Annotated in this window: 20 protein-coding genes; 5 read left to right on the top strand and 15 right to left on the bottom strand. The window is 58.3% G+C overall.

What is annotated here, in order from left to right:
• Positions 1-114: 114 nt before the first annotated feature.
• Positions 115-423 carry an integration host factor subunit beta gene (locus GZH91_RS02190; protein WP_147073695.1) on the top strand — a complete coding sequence of 103 codons (309 nt, stop codon included), beginning with the start codon at positions 115-117 and terminating at the stop codon, positions 421-423.
• 7 nt (positions 424-430) lie between these two features.
• Here GZH91_RS02190 and GZH91_RS02185 read toward each other — a convergent pair whose 3' ends face one another.
• Both GZH91_RS02185 and GZH91_RS02180 read right to left on the bottom strand, forming a co-directional pair.
• Complete coding sequence (locus GZH91_RS02185) at positions 431-1,036, bottom strand: nucleotidyl transferase AbiEii/AbiGii toxin family protein (protein ID WP_147073697.1); 606 nt, start codon at positions 1,034-1,036, stop codon at positions 431-433.
• A 45-nt stretch (positions 1,037-1,081) separates the two neighbouring features.
• On the bottom strand, positions 1,082-1,549 hold the full coding sequence (locus GZH91_RS02180; RefSeq protein ID WP_223264577.1) for a YkvA family protein: 468 nt from the start codon (positions 1,547-1,549) through the stop codon (positions 1,082-1,084).
• Positions 1,550-1,594: 45 nt separating this feature from the next.
• Here GZH91_RS02180 and GZH91_RS02175 point away from each other — a divergent pair, with 45 nt between their 5' ends.
• The 3 genes from GZH91_RS02175 (at position 1,595) to glgC (ending at position 4,036) form a co-directional block, all read left to right on the top strand.
• Positions 1,595-2,323, top strand: a complete 729-nt coding sequence (locus tag GZH91_RS02175) for a transposase (RefSeq protein ID WP_147073699.1) — start codon at positions 1,595-1,597, stop codon at positions 2,321-2,323.
• 46 nt (positions 2,324-2,369) lie between these two features.
• A complete protein-coding gene (locus tag GZH91_RS18355) occupies positions 2,370-2,483 on the top strand; it encodes a DDE-type integrase/transposase/recombinase (RefSeq protein ID WP_198415368.1) in 114 nt (37 codons plus the stop codon).
• A gap of 272 nt (positions 2,484-2,755) precedes the next feature.
• Entirely contained in the window at positions 2,756-4,036 is a 1,281-nt protein-coding gene (glgC, locus tag GZH91_RS02165) for a glucose-1-phosphate adenylyltransferase (protein WP_147073701.1), read from the top strand.
• 598 nt (positions 4,037-4,634) lie between these two features.
• Here glgC and GZH91_RS02160 read toward each other — a convergent pair.
• The 7 genes from GZH91_RS02160 to GZH91_RS02130 form a co-directional block, all read right to left on the bottom strand.
• A complete protein-coding gene (locus GZH91_RS02160) occupies positions 4,635-7,271 on the bottom strand; it encodes an EAL domain-containing protein (RefSeq protein ID WP_161984147.1) in 2,637 nt (878 codons plus the stop codon).
• A 214-nt stretch (positions 7,272-7,485) separates the two neighbouring features.
• Positions 7,486-8,721, bottom strand: coding sequence for a GIY-YIG nuclease family protein (locus tag GZH91_RS02155; RefSeq protein WP_147073705.1), 1,236 nt, complete (start codon positions 8,719-8,721; stop codon positions 7,486-7,488).
• A 199-nt stretch (positions 8,722-8,920) separates the two neighbouring features.
• The gene (locus GZH91_RS02150; protein ID WP_147073707.1) at positions 8,921-9,544 is read right to left on the bottom strand and encodes a DUF4400 domain-containing protein; all 624 of its coding nucleotides are present in this window, start codon (positions 9,542-9,544) and stop codon (positions 8,921-8,923) included.
• Positions 9,541-11,442, bottom strand: a complete 1,902-nt coding sequence (gene traD / locus GZH91_RS02145) for a conjugative transfer system coupling protein TraD (protein WP_147073709.1) — start codon at positions 11,440-11,442, stop codon at positions 9,541-9,543. The genes GZH91_RS02150 and traD overlap by 4 nt, the downstream gene beginning before the upstream one ends.
• A gap of 1 nt (position 11,443) precedes the next feature.
• Positions 11,444-13,243, bottom strand: a complete 1,800-nt coding sequence (mobH, locus tag GZH91_RS02140; protein ID WP_147073711.1) for a MobH family relaxase — start codon at positions 13,241-13,243, stop codon at positions 11,444-11,446.
• A gap of 101 nt (positions 13,244-13,344) precedes the next feature.
• Positions 13,345-13,959, bottom strand: a complete 615-nt coding sequence (locus GZH91_RS02135; RefSeq protein WP_147073713.1) for a FlhC family transcriptional regulator — start codon at positions 13,957-13,959, stop codon at positions 13,345-13,347.
• Positions 13,960-13,978: 19 nt separating this feature from the next.
• Complete coding sequence (locus GZH91_RS02130; protein ID WP_147073715.1) at positions 13,979-14,314, bottom strand: hypothetical protein; 336 nt, start codon at positions 14,312-14,314, stop codon at positions 13,979-13,981.
• A gap of 283 nt (positions 14,315-14,597) precedes the next feature.
• Between GZH91_RS02130 and GZH91_RS02125 the strand changes: the two genes are divergently transcribed.
• Positions 14,598-15,332, top strand: a complete 735-nt coding sequence (locus GZH91_RS02125; protein WP_161984146.1) for a S24 family peptidase — start codon at positions 14,598-14,600, stop codon at positions 15,330-15,332.
• Positions 15,333-15,509: 177 nt separating this feature from the next.
• On the opposite strand, the gene nadS is transcribed toward GZH91_RS02125, so the two are convergent.
• The 6 genes from nadS to GZH91_RS02095 form a co-directional block, all read right to left on the bottom strand.
• On the bottom strand, positions 15,510-15,800 hold the full coding sequence (gene nadS, locus GZH91_RS02120) for a NadS family protein (RefSeq protein WP_147073719.1): 291 nt from the start codon (positions 15,798-15,800) through the stop codon (positions 15,510-15,512).
• A 2-nt stretch (positions 15,801-15,802) separates the two neighbouring features.
• The gene (locus GZH91_RS02115; protein WP_456300578.1) at positions 15,803-16,123 is read right to left on the bottom strand and encodes a type II toxin-antitoxin system RelE/ParE family toxin; all 321 of its coding nucleotides are present in this window, start codon (positions 16,121-16,123) and stop codon (positions 15,803-15,805) included.
• A gap of 59 nt (positions 16,124-16,182) precedes the next feature.
• The gene (locus GZH91_RS02110) at positions 16,183-17,220 is read right to left on the bottom strand and encodes an IS630 family transposase (protein WP_147073721.1); all 1,038 of its coding nucleotides are present in this window, start codon (positions 17,218-17,220) and stop codon (positions 16,183-16,185) included.
• Between the two features lie 225 nt (positions 17,221-17,445).
• On the bottom strand, positions 17,446-18,510 hold the full coding sequence (locus GZH91_RS02105) for a DUF932 domain-containing protein (protein ID WP_147073723.1): 1,065 nt from the start codon (positions 18,508-18,510) through the stop codon (positions 17,446-17,448).
• A 306-nt stretch (positions 18,511-18,816) separates the two neighbouring features.
• Positions 18,817-19,836, bottom strand: coding sequence for a DUF7146 domain-containing protein (locus GZH91_RS02100; RefSeq protein WP_198415367.1), 1,020 nt, complete (start codon positions 19,834-19,836; stop codon positions 18,817-18,819).
• A 329-nt stretch (positions 19,837-20,165) separates the two neighbouring features.
• Positions 20,166-21,752 (bottom strand): ATP-binding protein, encoded by a 1,587-nt coding sequence (locus GZH91_RS02095; protein WP_147073725.1) that lies wholly within the window; start codon positions 21,750-21,752, stop codon positions 20,166-20,168.
• Positions 21,753-21,806 lie beyond the last annotated feature (54 nt).

Below are 21,806 nucleotides of genomic sequence, written 5' to 3'. Positions count from 1 at the left end.
CCATTTCTCGCGGGTTCGTTTGTCTGGCAATGGCCTTGCCGATATTTTCAGAATGTGACCAAAGCACGGCACTGGCACTCGCTCCAAAACCCGCCAGCACGGTAGAATATCGATATGACCCGATCCGAACTCATTGCCCGCTTGACCAGCCGCTATCCTCAACTGATCCGGAAGGATACCGAGTTGGTAGTAGCGGAGATACTCGACGCTATTCAGATGACTTTAGCGCAGGGTAACCGTGTTGAAATTCGCGGTTTCGGCACCTTTGCCCTGAACTACCGTTCTCCTCGCACTGGGCGTAACCCAAAGACAGGGGAATCGGTATCGGTACCTGAAAAGTGGGTCCCTCACTTCAAGGCCGGCAAGCCACTTCGGGAGCGCGTTGATCGCTTACTCCTGAAACCACCGCACTTGCTTGCGTAATCTCTTTTTACTCTGCGACATACCAACACTCACAATGCAAATGGCCGGCAAGGTAGGTGACGAAGTACTCGATCATTTCGGTCGACAGTCCGCCGGACTGATACAAATTCCACACGTCGAACAGGTCGCGAGGATGTTGTCTGTCCATGGCGGCCACGAGCTTGCTGCCATAGAGCTCATCGGGCGCGAGGATCGGCAGCTCGAGTTCTGCGCTGAACATCTCGGCAGTGTTGGCGCAAAGGGCTCGACGTTCGGGCGGCAGGAGCGTCCCTCGAAACACGACATTGACCTCGATCTTCACCTGATTTTCAGCATCTTCAACGATGAGCTTCGTGTCGCCGCGCCCTTTACTGGCGATTCTTCTGCTGCTCAGATCAAGTTTCTCCAGACGCCGGGCGATGGCATCCAGTTCATCGGCGATGGCCTGCAATGCTTCATCGCGCGGAGTCGACCAGGGAAGGTAGACGGCATCGATGTCGACGGACAGTCGCGGCATGCCCTGAACGAAAAGATTGATCGCCGTGCCGCCCTTCATCGCAAAAATGTCGTTGGCGAAAACGTCGGGTGCCGCTGTTAGCAGGAGGCGCGCCGTTGGCACGTAGCTATTGTCCATGTGGTCGGAGTTCGGGGTGGTCCGCTGGCTGGAGCGACAGGGCAATCATCGCCCTTGCAGTGCCGGGGCGGATGTGGGCATAAATGCTTCATAGGTCCATACTATGCACAGTACTGCTAACGTCAGCCAAATAATGACAACGGCAGCTCCCGCAATACGGCTCACAGGTTTGCCATTCAATGCAACTTCTTGCGCCCTCGCCCTGCATTCGGCCAGAACGGAAGGCGGTACCATTTTAATGGCGAAGGCGATGCCTATGGGAATGAGGATAAGATCATCCAGGTAACCCAAAATCGGTATGAAATCAGGGATGAGATCAATGGGACTGAAGGCATAGGCTACAATGGTCGCAATGAGAAGCTTCGCGTACCAGGGTGTTTCGGGATGGCGCGCAGCGAGATAGAGGGCAAAGGTTTCTGCCTTCAGGCGACGCGCACGTTGTTTAAATTCTGCAAGCAGCGGCATATCGAGGCTGTAGAAAAACCCCAGCCTACCCGGAACAAAGCGCCCCATCAAGCCTCGAACGCCTGACCCATCAACAAGGGGAGAAGACAGCGCATGGCACGCTACAAACCCATCGACACCAGCCCCCGATTTCTTGCCGTTGACCTTCAACGCCAACTGCTGCCCGGCACCTTCGAGCACGCCCTCAACCACCTCATCAACTTTGAGCTGGATCTATCCAGCTTCGATGCCCGGTTCAAGAATGATGAAACCGGCGCGGCCGCCTATCCGCCCGCCATGCTCCTGAAGGTCGTTCTGTTCGCCTACAGCCAGGGCATCGTATCCAGCCGTGGCATCGAGCGCGTGTGCTGCGACCACGTCACCTTCATCGCCCTGTCCGGCGACACCCAGCCCCACTTCACCACGATTGCCGGATTTGTCTCGAACCTCACCGACGACATCGCCCGCCTCTTCACCCAGATCCTCTACCTGTGCGACCGGCAGGGGCTGATCGGGCGCGAGATGTTCGCCATTGATGGCGTCAAACTGCCGGGCAACGCCAGCAAGCAAAAGAGCGGCACCCGTGCCGACTTCGAACACCAGGCCGCCAAACTCGAAGCCGCTGCCCGCGTCATGCTCGAACGCCATCGCGAAGCAGACCAGAAGCCCATCGAAGCCGAGCTCAGACAGAAAGAAATCCAACGCATCACCCGCCTGCAAACCGACGCCGCCCAGCTTCGCCAGTGGCTGGCCGCCCACCCCGAAGACCGCAGAGAAAAGCGGCGTGTTTGTCGACCACTCATCAATCAATCGCTGGGCAATCAGGTTTCTTCCATTACCTGAAGCCGTCTTCCGCATACGCAAGCGGCTGGGTGGTAAAAGCGTGCGGATGGACGAGACTCATATCAAGGTAAAGGGCGTCTGGAAATACCTTTTTCGCGCCGTTGACAAGCAAAGCCGGACTGTCGATTTTCTATTAACAGTATCTCAACAACATTGTTGAGCCAGACCATCGCGCAGTGAAACGCACCACACTCAACCAATGCTCGGTTTTAAAGCCCTTCACTCAACCGAAGCATCTTGACTGGCATTGAACTCATGCACACGATCCGCAAAGGTCAGATGCTCGTTGGGCAAGAAAGCGGCTGTCTTTTGCCGACCAGGTTTACGCGCTGGCAGGATCAATCCGCCCAGTTTCGAGTGCGGGCATAATCACTCGCCCAAAACCCGCTTTCCCGCGGATAATGCGGCAGAACCGCAAAAAAGGAGCCTGTCTTGCAAAAAGATTTGCCGCGCTTCGTCAGTCGTCTCACCAAAAATACCGTGGCGCTGATTCTTGCCGGTGGCCGCGGTTCCCGACTCAAGCAATTAACCAACTGGCGCGCCAAGCCCGCTGTGCCATTTGGCGGCAAGTTCCGCATCATCGATTTTCCGCTGTCCAATTGCATGAATTCCGGCATCCGTCGGGTGGGCGTGTTGACGCAGTACAAGGCGCACTCGATGATCAAGCACATCCAGCGTGGTTGGGGGTTTTTGCGCGGCGAGTTCAATGAGTTCATCGAGCTGTTGCCTGCGCAGCAGCGTATCTCCGAACTGGACTGGTACAAGGGTACCGCAGATGCGGTGTTCCAGAACATGGACATCGTGCGTAATTACGAACCCGACTATGTGCTGATTCTGGCGGGCGATCACATTTACAAAATGGACTACGGCGAAATGCTGGCCTGCCACGTGCGCTACGCGGCCGACATAACGGTGGCGTGTATCGAGGTGCCGATTGAAGAGGCGTGCGCGTTTGGCGTGATGACCGTGGACGGCGACGAGCGCGTGGTGGATTTTGCCGAGAAACCCGAGCACCCTACGCCCATTTCAGATAACCCGGAGCGTGCGCTGGTGTCCATGGGCGTGTATGTGTTCAATGCCAGCTTCCTCTACGGACAACTGATTCGCGACGCGGATGACCCCAATTCCGAACACGATTTCGGCAAAGACATCATCCCCCATTTGATTTCGCGCTATCGCGTCTACGCCCACCGCTTCAAGGACAGCTGTGTCAACACTCTGCCCGGTGGGGAACCCTACTGGCGCGATGTGGGGACGGTGGATGCCTATTGGGCGGCCAATCTGGATCTGGCCAACATCACGCCGGAGCTTAATTTGTACGATAAGCAATGGCCGATCTGGACCCACCAGGAGCAATTACCGCCGGCCAAGTTTGTGTTCGATGACAAAGAACGGCGCGGCCTTGCGGTGGGCTCTACGGTGTCGGGTGGCTGCCTGATCAGTGGTGCCACGGTGCGGCACTCAGTGTTGTTTTCCAATGTCCAGGTCCACAGCTTCGCCATGGTGGAAGACGCCGTGGTGCTCCCGGAGGTGGATATCGGGCGCCATGCCTACCTGCGCCGCTGTGTGATTGACAAGGGCTGCAAGATCCCCGAACGCATGGTGGTGGGCGTGGACCGCAAGGAGGATGAACGGCGTTTTCATGTGACCGAGAACGGCATTACGCTGATTACGCCCGATATGCTCGGCCAAAACTCACACCGGATACGTTGATGCTGTAGAAAACCCCATTTTCCAGTGATTTCCGGGCCGAATTTCCCCATCAGAAACGGTTGTGATTTTTACTTCGTCGGGTGTGATGAGCCTTCTACTCTATGAAAGAGGTGACAATTTCTTCCACATCATTCCACGAAGTCGTCGATTGACGGCAGTTACCGAACGCTGAATAAAAGACGGCTTTAAACACAAAAAATCGCTAGCCCGCTCACCATCTAAAATCAACGGGCACATTTCTCACACCGACGCACAATGGGCACGGCATTGCTGCCGCCGAATGCGAAGGAGTTGGAGAGCACTGTGTTGAATTGCGCGCCATGCTAACCCGCCATTTGCCTGGAGCCCTGACTCATGCTGTCATTCGCAAAGTCGGGGCATCCCGTTGGTTTCCAAGCCCAAGTCCGGGTCAGATGAACATGCAAATTCATGGCCCAAACCTGCACGTAAATCAACACGGCGTTACGCGCATCAACGAGTTGAATCATCTGCGTCCGATAGCCGTTTTTAGGATTACTCCTCCAGCACTGGCGGATCGACTGCAAGATCGAACAGCGTCAAGTCAGGCGGCAGGATCCCATCGAGGATGGCCTTTAGGTCAGTCGCGACCGGAACTGGAATTCCGTGTACTTCGCAGTAGCGGGAGAATTTCCTCCGCCGGCAGCGGTTTGCTGTAAAAATAACCTTGCATGGCGTCGCAGCCGCGTTCGAGCAGGAAGTCGAACTGCTCCTGCGTTTCCACCCCTTCGGCCACTACCTTGAGGCGCAGGCTGTGGGCCATGGCGATGATGGCGGCCACGATCGCTGCGTCATCCTGATCGGTCGTAATATCCCCCACGAAGGATTTGTCGATCTTGATGGTGTCGATGGGCAGGCGCTTGAGATAGCTTAAGCTCGAATAACCGGTGCCGAAATCGTCGATGAAGATGCGCATTCCCTTGGCACTCAGCGCCTGCAGGATATTGGCTGCCGTCGACAGGTTTTGCATCAGAATGCTTTCGGTAATCTCCAATTCCAGGCAGGATGGATCCACCCCCGTTTCCCCCAGCACGCGCTCGATGGTTTCAACCAAGTCGTGCACTCCGGCCGCTTCATCCGAGAGCGGTCTCCCCTCGGTTTCACCGCTGGCCGAGGGTTGCCTGAACTGACGCGCCGACAGGTTCACCGCCACCGGGAGAAGGGGCATCCCTTCCCCTTGCCAGGCCTTGATCTGCAAACACGCCGTGCGCAAGACCCATTCGCCGATCGGGACGATCAGGCCGGTTTCCTCCGCCAGGGGAACAAACTGGTCGGGCGGGATCATGCCTCTGACCGGATGTGCCCAGCGCAGCAGCGCCTCCAGCCCGATCACGGCCCCGCTCGCGAGATCCACCTTGGGCTGGTAGTAAAGCCGCAACTCGTCACGTTCCAAGGCCCTGCGCAAACTGTTCTCCAGGGTGAGCCGCTCTGACGACAGATTTTCCAGATCGAGCCGGTAGAACTGATACCCCAGGCCTTGTTCCTTGGCCTGGTACATGGCGCTATCGGCGCACCGGATGAGGTTGTCCGCATCGATGGCGTCCGAGGGATAGAAAGCGATGCCGATGCTGGCGGAGACGAAGGCTTCATGCGCTTCCAGTTGGAAGGCGTGAGCGAAGCCATCCATGATTTTCTGGGCGACGAGGGTGGCATCCTGCTTCCCGGAAAGCCCTCGCAGCAGCACTACGAATTCATCGCCCCCCAGGCGGGCCAGCATGTCGCCCTTGCGAAAGCAGCCGGCGAGCCGCTCGGCCACCATCAGCAGCAGCTTGTCGCCCAGCGCATGGCCAAAGGTGTCGTTGATCAGCTTGAAGCGGTCCAGGTCGAGAAACAACACCGCCAGCTGCTCCTCGTTCAACGCCGCCTCGTCCAGGCTGATGCCGAGGCGATCCTGGAAGAACTTGCGGTTGGGAAGATGGGTCAGCGGATCGTGATTGGCCAAGTGTATCAACTGGCGCTCGAACTGCTTGCGCTCGGTCAGGTCGCGCAGCACGTAGGTGATGAAACGCCCCGCGGAACCTTCGAACACGCTGCTGGAACCCTCTACCATGAAAAACGTGCCATCCTGACGGCGCCCCTGGGTTTCCCACACCGGGGTATGCTGCAATCCTTCATCCAGTTGGCAGGACAGCGGTTCCGGCAGCACCGTTCCGATCGACCGCTGCAGCGCCTGGTTGCGGCGATAGCCGAACATGCGTTCTGCCGCCCGGTTGAAATAGGCGATTTTCCCCTGGGGATCGGTCATGATGATTCCGTCGTGTGCGGTTTCCGCCAAATCCCGGAAACGGCGTTCGGATTCCAGCGCGGCGGCACGCAATGCCTGCTCTTCGGTCAGGTCCTCCACGATCAAAAGGAGCCGGGCTTCTTCTTCTTCTTCTTCTTCCGCAAGCCGGATTCCAGTCAGCGTCACGCGCACCGGTTTGCGCTCATCGCTGCCCGCCGGCCCCATGCTGAAAAGCACGTCATGCTGGGCGACGCCGGTGGCCAGAACTTCCAGGGCCCGTCCGCGCAATCCGTCGGCCGCGAGCACTTCCATCAGATAGCGGCCGCGCACGGCCTCCTCAGTGAGCCCCAACCGCTCCAGGAAGGCCCGGTTGGCGGACAAAACGGTGAGGTCGGGCGAGAGCACCAGCAGTCCGTCGGGGATGCTGGCGAACACGATGTCGGCATACTCTTTCAGCGTCAGGATGGTTTGCCGGTCAGCCTGGATATAGGTGTCGATGGCCAGCCCCATGTCCAGCAGGACGATCTTGATCAGCGCCTGGCAGGTGGCGACAAAGGCCTCGGGGTCTTTCCCGAGCCGCTGCCAGAGTTCGGGGAACAACCCCGCCAGATATTTACTGTAGCCCCCCAGATACCATGCCGGCGCAAGACCGGCGCGCTGGTGGGCCGCTCCCACGCGCAGGCGGTGGAGGATGTAATCCGGCCCGTAGTCGCCCGCGGTGAGGTTGTCGAAATACGCCGCCTGGGTACGCTTCAAACGTTCCAGCGTTTGCGCGTGGGGCAGCAGCGCCCGTGTTTCCTCGAAGGCCAGGAGATGGGTGTAAAAGGCGTCGACGAAATCCGGCGCCAGATCTTGCAGGGCTGCGTGCAGGGTCCGCAACCGCGCGACGTCGTCATCGGTGAATTCCAGAAAGGCCTTGCGCCGGACGACCGCGGCATCGTCCAGTCCCAGCGTCCGCATCACGGCCTCGACGGTCTCATCCAGAGACTTCATATTGCCGGACCTCGCCGTAAGCCAAGAAAGGGAGATGAAGCTGCCGTCAAGCTAGCTTGCTTGCTTGCTTGCTTGCGCAAGATTTCTTCCATGTCACGCCGCCGAACCTTATAGTTGTTCTTGTTCATGCTTTATTTAGTGCCCGAAATCGGCTCGGGTAATGTACCGGATAGTGTATATGATATATCGGTATATCGGCGGGTTGCGCGCTTTCTTAAGGGCTCATGCGGTTACACGGCGGGGACACGCCGAAGGTCTCGCAAAATACCTGGTACAACTCCCGCTCCACCACGCGCCAGTCTGTACTGATCAGGCGAAACCGCACCCGCGCGGCGCCATCGGCCACGTGGCGATACAGCAGCGCATTAGCGCTGCTGCCGCGCAGGTGATCGCCCAAGCGCTTGCGCAAATCACCGGCCGAGCCGATGTAGACCACGCCGTGCGGCACTGGCGGCACACTTTTCCCGGGCCAGGCCTTTTCTTCACCGAGGCGGAAAGTGAAAGCCGTCCGGATCTCGTACACACCGGAATGGGCCGGAACCGCAGTGCGCAGTGCTTGAGCGGTCAGCGGCACCAAGGCGGAAAATCCCTCGGTAGCGGCCAGGTAATCCGTGCGCTGGCTGCGGCTCTTGTAATCGGGAATCGCCAGACCATGGCGGATATTGGCCACTGTGCGCCGCGACAAGCGGATGCCATGTTCCCGCTTAAGGATGGCGGCGACAGCCTCGTCCGTCAGCGGTCCCCGCAATAGCCCTTCTGCCATCCATGTTTTTTCTTCTTTTATCATATAATCCACGAAATGGCAATGCACCTGCCGCGGCTTCGGGAACAGGGTGTTTAACGGCACCGCTTTCCCGTTTGGCAGCATGATCGACAGCCCACGCACCAGCCGGGAGATGCGGCCCGCATCCGCCACCACGGCAAGATTCGACTCCGACCGCAGCCGGGCGGAAATTGCCGCCTGGGTCAAAGGCAGGAGCGTCAAGACCTGCCCGGAACGCAGATATGCCGCCTGCGATGCCAGTACCGCCTGCATCAGGGCATGGGTGAGACGGTTCCGGGTATTGATGAGGCGCAACCGGCTCACTACGCCTGCCAGTTCCGCCGGGAGGTCCGGGCGCGCCATCAGGCGGTTCACCCCCTCCTCATCGAACCGGTATTCCCGCACGTAGCTGTCGCGGTGGTAGAGGAACATCAGGCCCCGGCCCGCCTCGTGAACCTCCCCCAGAATCGGGGGTGCCCGGGTTTGGGGGATGTCGGCCGCATCATGCGCCACCCGCGCGCCTTCCAACCGACCCACGCTCACCCAGGGACGCAGGGCGGTAAAGCCGGCGGAGGACTCCATCTGGGCCGCGAGACGGTCTACCGCCCGCAGCGGCAACTCCAGAAAGCGGGCGAGCACGATTTTACCGAGCAGTGCGGCGTCAATCTTATTGTTATGGTGTTGCAAAGGATATTACGCCGACAAAACGTTTTTGTTCTTAAAGGTTCCCTATTATAGGGGATGGAATCCCCCTTCCTGCTCATGCAACTCGATGGAACATCTAACCTCCACACTGAAACGAGACGACTGAGGTCTGGGGCAAATGCGGCTGGTTACGTGTGTCGACGAATGCGAATCGCATCAAGCTGGCGAGTGGTGGTCGTTACTAGCCACGACGATGAAAGTTGGCGAGCGCGCGACTGGCAAGGACGCTGACAGCCACTGGCACGATCGAGAAAACCAGCGGGGGGAGCGTGACAGGCAGAACAAACGCAACGACCGTTGCGCATACGGTCACAATCGCCGCACAGGCATGCAGCGCATACATCTCGGGGCTGTGCTGGAGAAACTCCTTGGACTTGATGATACGCAGCAGAAAACCATCGAACAAGGCGGCCACCATGAACACCAGCAGAACCGGCAACCACTCGACAAATGCGGAGAAGCGGTAAGTAGCCAACGCCAGCAACGTGTCAATAGACCGGAAGTACGGGTTGTTGAAAAGACGGGTGTTGACTTCGGACATCTGCTTGGCCACTGCGAGATCGACCGGGTTCGGCGCAGGCGCGTTGGCCAGGGATGGCACCGGGCTGGCCTGTTGCGCCGTTGCCTGGAGATCGAGCATGCGCGACAGGATGCGCATTGCATGATCGTGTCCCCAGAAATCGACGGCCAATTCGTGCTCGGTACGCAATTGATTGATGAAGCTTTCCGGCGGGTAAGCGGATGGCAGATACAGCACCAGGACGAGAAGTGCCAGCAGTGAAGCCGTCGACACGAAGCTGATCATGTCGGCGCTTCCGAAGCGGGGCGGTCGTAATCGGGGTTCAGGATGGGGAAGCGTCCCTTGATAATCCGGCCGCCAGACACTGATGCGAAATATTGCAGGTTAGGCAGTTTTCCGAGGATGTCCGCCGGAATGAGTTCTTCCATGCTTTCGGTGAGTTGCGACGAGTACGCCGAGGTGAAGTCCCCGAGGTGAGCATCCGATGCATTGTTCAGGCCGACACGCAATGTATGAATCGCCGTCTTGCCGAAGGTTTCGACGATGAAGTCTTGCGTGGGGCGATCCTTGGAACGAAGAGCGATCAAGTTGTTGAGGTTGCCCAGCGCCATGCGCGCGGCATCTTCGCTGCCGAGTCGTTTGGCAAGATCGGCCAGCGTCTGCATCGCGCAAGTCGTGAAAATGCCGCCCTCGGCGCCCTTGTTGAGAATCTCGATCAGCGGCTGGTTGATGACGTTCGACACTTCGTCGACGAATAGCGAAATCCGCCGGTAACCGCCCAGGTTGTAACGCATGCCCGCACGTGCGGCCAGGTCTGCCAGCGACAGCGCGCCAATGGCCGAGGCCACCGATGGATCGGGCAGCGAGTCGAGGCACATGTACAGGACATGGCCGCCGCGCTCGATCTTCTCGAAGTTCATGATCGCCCGGACATCGTCGGCGTCGAAGGGGTCGGGAGAGAGGCTCAGGCCCAGATCCCCCGAGGTCAGCATCGACAGGATCGGCAGCAGGTTGGCGGTGATTTTCTGGTAGTGCTCGCGGTTGTGCCGGAACGTGCGAACTTGCGAATCGATGACCTTGTTACGCTGGTTCTGCGGCACATGGTGTTCATAGAAGGCAACGAAGGCGAGTAGATCGGTGCTGGCCGCTTCCGACGGGCGTTTGAGGTTGCCGCGCTGCGCATCATTCAGCAATTTCTTCATGTCCGGCTGATCGCGCCACGTCGGGCCCAGGATGGTGTCGAAAAAGCGCCGCAGTGAGGCTTCCAGTACCGGTTCGATACCCCCTTCAATGTACTTGGTCAGCTTCATCAGGTTCGGTCGCTCTTCCAGATCGACCAGTCCCTGAACCACGACATTGACCGCGTCCCAGCCGAATGCCGAAAAAGCCCCGGCAGTGTCCGGCGCCATGATCGACTGAATGCGCGATGCGATCTCGGTCGGCTTTTGCCAGTTGAAGGTGAAGTCCAGGCGTACCCCTGTCTCGGGAAATGCGGGATGAAACTCGATGAAGGTGTCACGCTCCCGGTAGTCTTCGCAGGCTCGGATAGCAGCGCGTTTCAGCCGATGGCTGTTCTTGGGGTCGACGATGATAACGACGTCACCGCGCCGGACCGCCTGCGTGATGAGACTGGCCAGCGCAACACCCTTGCCGGACTGGGTGGTACCGACCAGCAGCGTGCCGCCCTCGAAATTCTGCAACGGACGGTACAGCGCTTGTTCCCTGGGTTCCACGCCGTGGATGTACGGCAGGCCGATCTCGCTATCGGGTTGCGGGCTGACTTCGTAACCCAGCCATCGCAGCAACGAGGGAGACACGGCATAGTCGCGGAAATTCACCTTGGCGAGCTCATACAAACGCTGCGAGTGGACAGGCAGCCACTCGAAGCCGAAGCCGAGGAAAACATGCTCGGGGTTCTTGCACAGCTTGCCTAATTCCTTCGTGGTGACGATCTGCATCGCCCGGCCGGAAAGCGAGGCGCGCACGACCAGTATTCGAAGCGCCTGGCCCATGCGCAGAACCGCCATCCACAGGCACACCACCGCAAGTGGGCCGGTGAATCGCCACGGCAATTCTTCCCGGACTGAGATGGTGACGAAGGAGATCAAGGCCACGCACCATGCGATGCCGGCGTAGGACTCATACGCGCGGCGCCAGGGCATCTCGTACTTGCGGATCAGCACGTCAATCCCTGCCGATATCCGGGACGTCGAAGTTGTCGGCTTCGAGACCCGCAACGAAGTGGGGACTGAGCACCAGGCCCACCTTTTGCTCGCCGCCAAAGTCGCGCGCCAAAGTTTGCGATTTGGTGCCCGCAGCTTGCACCAGCATCTTGACTTCAGTCAGTGCGCGCAGAGCCAGCGAAGGTTCGATTTTCCTGCGCTCGAATTCAGCGAGAGGAATGAATAGTCCCGACGCGACCGTGCACGCGGCCACATCGGATCCATCGCGGTTCAGCGTGTCGACAATCTGTGCAAGCGCGTCTCGCACGGCGGGATTCAAACGCATCGGCGCTTCGAGCTTGAACGCCGGCATAACCACTAACGCAGGCTTGGCCGGCACAGAATCATTCGGAGCGGGTATGGGTACCACGACGTCTTCAGCGGTGCGTGCTGGCGACGCAGAGGCGACTTGATCTACCGCAACCGGCTCCGTTTCAATCGGCAGCGGGAGCTGCTGCGCAACGGGGAATCTCTTGCCGGTTGTGGCTGGGGGGGCGGCCGGAGCGGGTGGACCCGGAAGCGGCGTGCTCGAGTCAGTGGGGGCGCGAACCAGCGCGATTGAAAGCGGCTTGGGGGCCGAATCGATGCCGGCGAACAGGATTGCGGGCGACGATAGCTTGACTGCCTCGATGGCTGTTTTGCTTTCGGGTGGAACGATCTGCCAGGTGGCTAGAGAGGAATCCTGCGGTTCGAAAACCCCGGCCGCGACCAGAATCTCCAGCATCGTTTCGGGCGCCTTGGGAATCCCCGGCAACTGGTCGGACTCGAGCAGTTTGCGGATTTCCGTAGCAGCGTTGGGCCAGACAATGAAAAGGCCATCGGCGCCGAACCACACCCTCGACTTTTCGGCGTTGGGATTCCAGGCGGAGTTGGAACTGACCAGTCGGCGTAGCGCGTCGACCAGGTAGCGCTCCAGATGCGAGCCAAGTTGCGGTTTGCCGTAGCGGTCCGCGCTCGCCCGCAGGTAACGATCGATGACGAGTGCGACCGAGCGCCGCACCAGGTCGTCCAGGATATTGTGTTCCCGGTAGACCGGCATGCCGGAAATGCTGGCCATCATGTGCGGCACGATGATGGAATTGCCGGTGGCAAGGTGCTGTAACACCTCGGCCGGAATCACATGGGGTAAGACGAATATGCCCAGGGTGCGGCTTTCGTGGACATTGGGCAGCCACTTCAGAAAAAAGCGCGCGACGTGGTGCCGGGTAAGCCAGCTCGACAACGGCAGCAGGTAAGGCTGCCATTCGTCGCCGTTTTCGTTGGTGACGATGACATGGCAGAGGGTGCGATGAATCTCGCAGCACAGCCCCGCAATGAAAGTAGCATGCCGCCAGCGCGGCTCGAGGTGGCGGCGCGTGGTGATCGTGGACCGACCGGAAAAGATATGGCCATCTGTGCCTTGCAAGCTGAAGAAGGCCACCTCGAGGCCCATGCGCAGCAGTCCGCCCGGCGCGTTGAAGTAATTGTCCGGCGTGGCGGGAAGCAGGTGTACGAATTCGGCGTAACGGCGAATCAGAGAAAGCAGTTCATGCTCAAAAGTCTGGCGATCCACGCCGTAGCACACCTTGATCCGGTCGATCAGGTCCTGGTGCGCGCCGAGCACTTCTTCGATGGGCAGAGCGGGAATGCCGGGGTCGACCGGCGGGTAGGCGAGCGCGTTTCCCCGCTTGTCCGGGGAGCTTGGCGGATCGGAGTCCGCGACGGGAGGCACGGACGAACGTTGCAGACCGAGGCCGCCCAGGATATGACCGAAGCCGCGCATGAGGGTACCGGAATCTGATGGGACGTTCGATTCTTGCGCTGGAGGGTGCCTGCGTCCAATTGAAATGGGCCGCCTGGAAGGCCGCTTTCGACATTAGCCATCTAACCGCTCATGCGCTTCGACAAGGCGATCACACCCAGCTGAATGGCGGTGACGTCGGGTAGTGCGCTTACCGGGAAAGACATTTGGATGCGCGGATCCCGTGGGTAACGGTTGACTAGTTTACAAAACGGGCACTCGTGATTCGTGACCGGATGAGCGCAGACTGATGTGACGTATTGACTGGCGCAGACCGGGCAGGTGAGGAGCGAGAAATTCGGTGCTCTCACGATCCAGAGCCCGTCCATATGGGACGCCAGGTCGAAGGCTCGATCGAAACTGATGCGTGGATGTACGCGGCAAACCGCTAGATAGTGCTTGTAACCGGACACGAGCGCTTCGGCGGGGCCAAAACCGAGCTCCCGAATACGCCGATAGGTCGACACGAAGATCGATGCTTCGGTACGGTTGAGCAAATTTGCACTGTGATACCAGTCTGGGGAGTCCGGCGGCCGGCCACGCGGCGCGGACTTGCGATCAGCGAAAAACAGGCGGGCGAGTTGGCCGCGGGTCAAACCAGTCACGTATTCCATGGTGCGGATACGTGCGCCGAGTGCGGCACATTCCTTGGCCAGTCCGAGAGCGCGGATATGGCGCTCGGCATAACTGGTATCCATCGCCGCGGATTTTCAGCTTTCAACGCGATTGCGTGCGTTGACAAAATGATTCCTGCGGCGGAGATGACACTGCCTTGTGTGGGGGATGGACTGAGGTAATCAGGCCTGAGAGAGGCAGCGGCAGTTTGAGCAAAGAAAGAATGTCTTGTCTTGGTGGAAACAGGCACTCCTGGCCGACATTGGCGACGATGACGAGGATCTGATTGATCGATAGATCGCCGAAGAAACTGGCTTGATCCGCGCGCAATCCGAACTCGCAGCAAGCGGACACGAGGTCATGCTTGATGTTGTCCCTGATCGTTATTAGCATCGACAGGTTAATGAGTTGCACATCGGAAAACTGAACATTGCCCATAATCTTTCCTTTTCGGTAAGCCCTGAAGGGGCGTGGTTGCTTCGCAAATGCGGGAACCCGAAAACGATCGATGCAGGCGAATTCTTTATAGGTATCAGGGCGCGATCTTGGTTGCACACATGCTTCTTGAGCGTATCTTTAGACCGACAATTCGGTCAAGAGCAAATGTTCGCATAACCACATATCGCCACGAGCAAATGCTCCAATTTGGGGGCGTTTTTTCGGGCACGATGAAATGCCCAAAAATTGGGTCGTTCAGACTTCTTTAGGAACAGGCGGAAAAATGAATACAGGTAACCAGTCATCGACCAAGCGACGTGTTCAAACACGGGGCGAGAAGCCGACCCCGAAGATCATCGAGTTGGATTTGGCCCCGGGGTTTCGAGATAGGTTGATAGAGAAGATGGATAAGGCCAGGGTACCTAAAGAGGCAAGACTGGCCCACTTGTCAGCGATGACAGGACGTGTCCACCAGACTTCGAGACGATGGATCGACCCGATCAAGCCGGGTCTTCCAGACCTGGAGTCATTTGCGCTGTTGTGCATAGGATTTCACAGCGATGCGAACTGGTTCCTTGGATTGGCAAACACCCGGTATGCAATGGTGCGTGAAGGCGCTCGCGCGGAGGATCGGGAATCGGCCACCGATTCCTCTGCCGCGGCAGCATGGATTGCGGCCATTGTCCGAGATCTGGCGTATGAGGTGGCGGGTTGCGAACCGATGAGGATGTCAGGCGATGATATGGATCCAATCATCCACGATGGCGACATGATGTTTGTCGACTATGGGACGCAAAATGTTGCCGGGAACGGTATCTATGTAGTCGAGTACGACGGGCGCGTCATGGTACGAACCGTGGAAAGCCGTATCGGAGAGGGGCTGGTGCTGGGCTGCGAGAACCGCAAGTACAAGGAGTGCGTGGTGAAGGACGCGGTTGCAGCAAAACGAATGGGTTTGAAGGTGATGGGGAAAGTTCGAGGACGCATCGGCATTGCAAAGTTCTGGGGAGCGAATTGATCGCGCCCATCGGAAATATCACGGCAGATAGCGTCGGTATGTTCTGTGCCGAAAAGCGTATTTGCCGCTGAACGAGTTGTCGGCCCAAGAGCCGAAATAGGCGCGGCTCATATTGTCGAAATGCACTCTCGAAACGTGGCCGTGTACAGCCAGTCACGCCGTTGAGTTTCGAGAAGATCAGGCGTGTAACGACTTGAGCGCCACTTCCGGGGCAGTTGATACGATCTTGAGCAGTGCGGCAGCGGGGCCGGTCGGATTGCGGCGGTGCTGCTCCCAATTCTGTAGCGTTTTGATGCTGACCCGCATCAGCCGGGCAAACTCGCTTTGCGATAGCCCAATTTGCTCGCGCACCGCCTTGACATCGGGCGGCGTGACATCGAATCGGCGCGAAGCTTTGGTTTTGCCTTTGGTGATGGCATCGGCTTCTTTCAGGCTTTGCACCAGATCATCAAACAGTGTTTTTTCCATGTTCATAGCTCCTTCACATAGTTGCGCAGGATGGCAGTTTCCTGATCGGTCAGATCGTCCTTTTTTGACTTCGGATACACTACCAGCATGTAAATCTGGTGGTTGTCCTTGACCCAGTAGTAAATCAACCGAACCCCGCCGCTCTTGCCGCGCCCTTGCATGGCATAGCGCAGCTTGCGGATACCGCCACCACCCTTGATGAGATCGCCGCGCTCCGGGTCTTCCACCAGTTCGTTTTGCAATTCTCGGTACTCATCATCGGATAGCAGTGCCGTGACCATGCGGGTGAAGGTTGGGGTCTCGATGAATTCCATAAAACCCATTATATCCGCCATTGGCGGATAGCTCAATTGTTATTGATCCGGCCTGATTTATCCGTGAATCACGCTGCATATTTTACGCGTGCATCCTGGAAGAACTTTCTCACCCGCTCGGGCGATTTCTCCAACGCCTGCATGTGCTCGGTTGCAGCGGCTTTCAACTTGACCTTGGTGCGTACCGGAACCTTGGTATAAAGCGCCTGCTTCAAATCGGCATTGAGCCGCTCTTCCGGATTGAGCTCCGGGCTGTAGCTGGGCAGATAGAACAACTCGATCTTGTCTTTACGCGCCTCAACCCAGGCCTTGACCGGCTTGCTGTGATGGACGCGCAGGTTATCGAGGATCAGAAACACTTTCTTGTCCGCGTCCCGGATCAAGGCTTGCAGGAACTCAATCAGCTTGTCCGAGTTGAATGACTCATCAATGATCATCCAGCGTGTCTTGCCCTGATTGGTGACAGTGGCGATCATCGACAGTTTCTGGCGCGTGCCGCCTACCGCAAAGGTCACTGGTGTTTTACCCGCCGGTGCGTAACACCGGCCACGCACGTCGGTATTCACGACCGCCGTTTCGTCGCCCCAGTGAATCTCGGCACCTTCGGACTTGGCGCGTTGTTCGATTGCCGGATATTCGTTGTCCAGCCATGCCTGCACAGCCTCCGGGCGTTGCTCATACGCCTTCTTGATCGGCTTTTGCGGGGTGAATCCCCAACGCTTGAGGTAGTTGCCAACGCCGCGCACAGACAACTTGATTCCGCATTCGCGTTCAACCAACTGCATGACGGCGGCGCGATTCCATAGTGCAAATTCCATCTTCATCTGTTCGGGGCGCTTGTCGCAGATGATTTGCCGAACAGCGCTCTCTTGCGATTCGCTCAACATGCGTCCACTGCCCTGTTTCTTGCCGCGCGCAGCAGGCTTGAGTGCCGCCGCTCCCGCAGTCGAATAAGCGGTGATCGCAGTGTTCACGGCATACCAGCTGAGGCCGCTGTGCTCAACAATCTGCATCACCGGCATCCCTTTGCGGTGCAGGCGGATGACTTGTTTTCGTCTCTCGTGCAGTACTTCTCGCGACTGCTTGCGGGCGTCTTCTTTTTCCATGCGCGGTGAGGCACGTTACAAACCTTAAAGTTCACGGATAATTCGTGCCGAGTCTATAGCGTATGATTTTTTCTGTTTTCTGCGGCCCCAATGACGGACGTATGTTCCAACGTGGCGAAGAATAATTTTCGGTGCCGCCTTGTGTTGGCCGCACCGAAAAAGTGACCATCCTGGCGGACGGTCAAAGGGGGCTGATGCTCCTGACAAAGAATGCGGTCGAAGTTTCTAGGCTGCTTCCGCAAGCCCTTTCCACTCGCTGGCAGGCAGTTCGATCAGCTTGCCGCCCAGCGCTTCGAACTCAGTCGCCCGGTCGTAATCCTCGACATCATGCGAGTAATGCGTGACGGCGTTGACCAACCCATAGCCGGACAGATCACCTTCGACAATCAGGTGACGGAGCACGCCGATACGCTCAATTTCGTTGAGGGTGTAACGGTTGGCGAGCACCTCGACGGTTTTCACGGGATCACCCGTGAGCTTGATGTCGAGCGTCTTCTTCATCTTCTCCACGACCTGACGGAAGGTCGCTTCGGAAACCGCAGCTTCGACGACGTCTCGTACCTTCAGGAAGAAGGCCTTGTCGTCCGCAGCAAGCGTATCGTCCCGGAACACGGTGATCGCTTCGTCGTCCGATTGCAGGATGCGTCCGACATGCGTCTTGCGCAATGCCCGGTCAGAGGCAATCAACCCGTTGCTGCACACCAGGCGGTAAACCAGCGGCTGCACCGACAGCGTGCCGTGGCCGACTTCGGAGTTCGTAATCACGATACCCGCTTGTACCACGTCACCCGGTGTCATTTCGTACTGAAGACGGGGCGTGACGAGTTTGATGTACATCTTCGTTTCGGTCAGTTCGACCGACTCGAACCGTGCATCCGGAAGCCTTTGCAGGATCGGCAGCACGTTCTCCGCCAGATCGAAATTGTCCAGGCGGCGATAGCGGTCCGACAGCACTGCGCGCACCTGACCGTCCAGCGTGCGAATCATCCGGCGCTCGTTGTCGGTCTGCAGCCACGTGTTGACGTTGCGGTCGAGCAGCGCGGGTTGTTCAACCCGCATGCGTTCGAAGTACGCGAACGGAATCTTCAACTTTTCAGCCAGTTGGCGGCGTGCGAGGTTGGTGATGCCGTATTTCCCGACACCGCCAGTTTCTTCGATCATCATTTTGCAACTGCCGACCTCGTCGGTATGGCAGCGCATCAGGGACGAGGGCACGACCATGTCCTGCTTGGTCACGAGTTGCCGCTCGAGTTCTTGCGCCAGATTTACGAGAGAACGTCCGCTTTTCATAGTAAATACTCCAAAGAAAAGCGGGGACGGCATGACCCCATGACGGGGATGCACGTCCCCGCTGGGGTCAATGACTGACTCGGAAATTCCGAGTCAACTGAGCGCGACTGATATCGCGTGATGATTCAAGTGCTGCCTTCGATGCGCGCAGAGCGCGCATCCTGGTGCGACAGCTACCAGTGGGAAACCTTTTCGCCGGCACCTCGGTTGAAGTCCCGCTGAAAACGAAGTTTCTGCGTTGGCTAACGTGAGCGCAGCGACTAAAGCTAAAAAGCGGGTGCGATATGACTATCGCACCCCAAGAAACTATGTCGCCTGACTCACGTTTTCAACACGCGAACACCAGACATCGGCCCAGTCGGTTCCTGCATGTCGCGGTACAAAAACCTCGACACGCCGGGGACCGATTTTTTTCTCCTCTTTCTTCAAGCGCCGGGCGAGGACAAACGCGCAGGCCTGGCCGTCGTACTCGGTGTTGGCGTCGTTGTCGGCATAGATGCAGATGCGGCGCACCGTTTCCGGGAGCCACAGCTTCTCCATGTTGCCGGCATTGATGGCGGCCCACACCGGCTTGCCGGTACTCAGATGAATGGCGAGCGCGGTTTCGATTCCTTCCGCGATCGCCAATTCTTCGGTCGCTTCGAACAGCCTGACCGCAGCACCGTTGATGCCGGCCGACAACACTTTCTTCGCGTCGCGTTGCAGCGCCTTCTGACCATCCTTCAGGTAAGTTCGATGGAGCGTTACCGCGTGCCCATCGGCCCCTTGAATGCAGGCCAGCATGGCCGGATACTCGGCGGCTTTCCGCGACTTGCCCGCGTCGTCCTTTTCGTAATATCCAAGGGCTGGATGAAACCGCAACACCCTGGGATACTCGGTCAGTGACAAGCCGCGATTGCAAAGATAGCGATCGACTTCGTCGCCTTGGGTCACGGGTTGAGCTTCGTCCCATATCCGTTTTGCCAGCTTCTTCATCCTGTCCGCAGACGGTTCGTTCGACCGGCTGCGCGATTGGACGTGTATGGGCGCTACACTGCCGACACACCCCTCGATACGCTTCAGAACTGTGCCGAAATCCCAGCCCTGTATCCCCTGTAACAGCTTGAGACCGCCACCGGGACCGCAGCCGCGGCAATGGTAGTTCCCTTCTCCATACTTGTCGGTGTACTGGAACCGGTCGGTTCCGCCGCACAGCGGGCAAGGCTGGTTGCGCTTGTTGAGGATATTCTCGTCGATGCCGAGCGTGCGTAGCATCTCGGTCCACCGACCATGCGCGCGTCGCTTGATTTCCTCGACGCGCGCTTCGAACTCATAGCTTTCCATCATGATCTCCTTTCGGTCGCTACTGCGTTACCCACGAGGCAAGGCCTCACGGTGCGGACACCGCGACGCTCGGCTGCGCTCTATGGGGGAATGCGAAAGGGACGGTTGCGAGACTGCAATGCAGCCGCCCGCGTTCGCGGTGGCATACAACGCGAGCTGACGGCGATCCCTATAGGAGCCGACGCCGGGCACGCTATGACTACGGGGCTGACTTGCGAATTCGCAGGATGCGGATTCCAGGTTTGTCAGCTACCTGGGGGGAAAGCTTTCCAGAACGCTCGCGAGGCGGGCACTCTGGAAAGGAAGCAATGCGCTCCCTCCCCTCGAAAACATCAGCCAATCAGTTCGACCGCATGCTCGCCGCAGTTTTGACCAACCCGCAACTGGAAAGTCTTGCCCTGCAACAGCGGGTATTTTTCAAGCTTCAATTCCTGCAACAGCGAATCGAGCGTCGCCTTGGGATCGACCGAACGCAGCCGGCGTATGAGATCGACCAGCGCGTCGCGGTCCGCATCGCATTGATCCTCGAGAAACTGATCGTGCTCATCGATGAAGCTTGACGCCTGGCGTACCGGCTCGCCGGAACACTCGCCGGACGGAATGAAGAGCGAACCGTCGTGATAAACGCCATCCTCGGTGAGGTCGACGCGATCATCGCCAATCGTTACTGAGACGGCATCGCACAGAATCACCTGCGGCCAGATCCAACGCCCTTCGAGCGTTGCCCGGCAGTGTTCGCCGACTGCTTCGACACGGGCCGCCTGTTCATCGATGGTGCGCACGTAGCGCTGAACCCAGTGATCGTGATGCAAGGAAGTCGACGAGATGACGATGTAACCCTTCGTCCTTGCAACCATCCAGCAGGCAGCGCTTTCGTCACTCATGTTGTCGAGCTCGACCAGGACGACGCTACCTTCTTCAATATCGCTTCGCGTCAGGAAACGCTGCACTGTCTCCAGGTAGTCGCAATCTTCGTACCCCTCCTGAATCGGGTAGCCGACGATGCGCTCGCACAGGCACTTGGGCAATAGCGGAATGGCATTGAGGAGATCGAGATGACCCCACCGGCGCATCGCCTCGAAGAAAGTGTCGACAAACGCTTCAGCTTCCATCCCCGCCTTTGCTTCGAGCAGCGCCTGCCGCCAGAGAGACTTCAGGCACGCATCGATGCGCTTGCGCTGATCGTCTTCGTCGATGAGTTTGTCACGGTCTGGTAGACGCGCAACAAATTCCTTCGAGTCCAGATGCACGACGTTGACTTGAGCAGCATCGAAATAGGATGATCGCATCACGCAGAAGCCTTGCAGGAAGACCAGCGTATCCGATGCGTGCTTGCCGTCACGTGTGCCGGTCAAGTAGACGTGCCCGATGTTCGCTGACACGAATGGAAGATGACCGATCGCGTGAATTCGCGGCAACTCGATGCCGTTGAGCCAGACGGCAACTGGAAAGCCGCTGCACATCGTTTCCAGGTGATTCTTCAAGCCCGGCAATTGAACATCGTGGAGTTCGATGACGGTATGGGGATGGTGCTCGATATCAACAACATCGATAGGCCTTCGACTGAGCGCTTCCTCGGTCAGAAAGTCGATCTTCCGGTTGCGCGACGCGACAATGCAGCGAGACGCGGAATACAAGCACTTTGAAAAGCCGATCCCGAACGGGCGCTCCTCGTCGCATGTATCCTTGTCCCAGCCGGACTCGTTAAATGTCAGCAACTTCTGAAAGTCACTGATGCCGCAGCCATCGTCGACGACCCGAAGGATTTTGGATGTCTCGTCATACGAAATCTCGATGCGCCGCGCGCCGGCACGCCGGGCGTTTTGCATCAGCTCGGAGATGAGCGTGAACTTGTCGGTGAAGGCATAGCGCTGATTGCGCAGCGCGCCCTCTTCGTTGATGCGAACCTGTATCTGCATTTGAGTGCTCCATGAGTGCGGGCGGAACACCGCCCCGAGCGGAGCAATGGCCCG

The organism is Sulfuriferula plumbiphila, assembly GCF_009938015.1.
Taxonomy (GTDB): domain Bacteria; phylum Pseudomonadota; class Gammaproteobacteria; order Burkholderiales; family Sulfuriferulaceae; genus Sulfuriferula; species Sulfuriferula plumbiphila.
Note: the sequence above shows the minus strand (reverse complement) of the source record. Positions and strands in the feature narration are given on the sequence as shown.

Bases quoted from the DNA above. Each gene is read 5' to 3' on its own strand.
- GZH91_RS02190 (WP_147073695.1), top strand. From the start codon at position 115: ATGACCCGATCCGAACTCATTGCCCGCTTGACCAGCCGCTATCCTCAA.
- GZH91_RS02185 (WP_147073697.1), bottom strand. From the start codon at position 1,036: ATGGACAATAGCTACGTGCCAACGGCGCGCCTCCTGCTAACAGCGGCA.
- GZH91_RS02180 (WP_223264577.1), bottom strand. From the start codon at position 1,549: ATGGGGCGCTTTGTTCCGGGTAGGCTGGGGTTTTTCTACAGCCTCGAT.
- GZH91_RS02175 (WP_147073699.1), top strand. From the start codon at position 1,595: ATGGCACGCTACAAACCCATCGACACCAGCCCCCGATTTCTTGCCGTT.
- GZH91_RS18355 (WP_198415368.1), top strand. From the start codon at position 2,370: ATGGACGAGACTCATATCAAGGTAAAGGGCGTCTGGAAATACCTTTTT.
- GZH91_RS02160 (WP_161984147.1), bottom strand. From the start codon at position 7,271: ATGAAGTCTCTGGATGAGACCGTCGAGGCCGTGATGCGGACGCTGGGA.
- GZH91_RS02150 (WP_147073707.1), bottom strand. From the start codon at position 9,544: ATGATCAGCTTCGTGTCGACGGCTTCACTGCTGGCACTTCTCGTCCTG.
- mobH (WP_147073711.1), bottom strand. From the start codon at position 13,243: ATGCGCGGCTTCGGTCATATCCTGGGCGGCCTCGGTCTGCAACGTTCG.
- GZH91_RS02135 (WP_147073713.1), bottom strand. From the start codon at position 13,959: ATGGATACCAGTTATGCCGAGCGCCATATCCGCGCTCTCGGACTGGCC.
- GZH91_RS02130 (WP_147073715.1), bottom strand. From the start codon at position 14,314: ATGGGCAATGTTCAGTTTTCCGATGTGCAACTCATTAACCTGTCGATG.
- GZH91_RS02125 (WP_161984146.1), top strand. From the start codon at position 14,598: ATGAATACAGGTAACCAGTCATCGACCAAGCGACGTGTTCAAACACGG.
- nadS (WP_147073719.1), bottom strand. From the start codon at position 15,800: ATGGAAAAAACACTGTTTGATGATCTGGTGCAAAGCCTGAAAGAAGCC.
- GZH91_RS02115 (WP_456300578.1), bottom strand. From the start codon at position 16,123: ATGGGTTTTATGGAATTCATCGAGACCCCAACCTTCACCCGCATGGTC.
- GZH91_RS02110 (WP_147073721.1), bottom strand. From the start codon at position 17,220: ATGGAAAAAGAAGACGCCCGCAAGCAGTCGCGAGAAGTACTGCACGAG.
- GZH91_RS02105 (WP_147073723.1), bottom strand. From the start codon at position 18,510: ATGAAAAGCGGACGTTCTCTCGTAAATCTGGCGCAAGAACTCGAGCGG.
- GZH91_RS02100 (WP_198415367.1), bottom strand. From the start codon at position 19,836: ATGATGGAAAGCTATGAGTTCGAAGCGCGCGTCGAGGAAATCAAGCGA.
- GZH91_RS02095 (WP_147073725.1), bottom strand. From the start codon at position 21,752: ATGCAGATACAGGTTCGCATCAACGAAGAGGGCGCGCTGCGCAATCAG.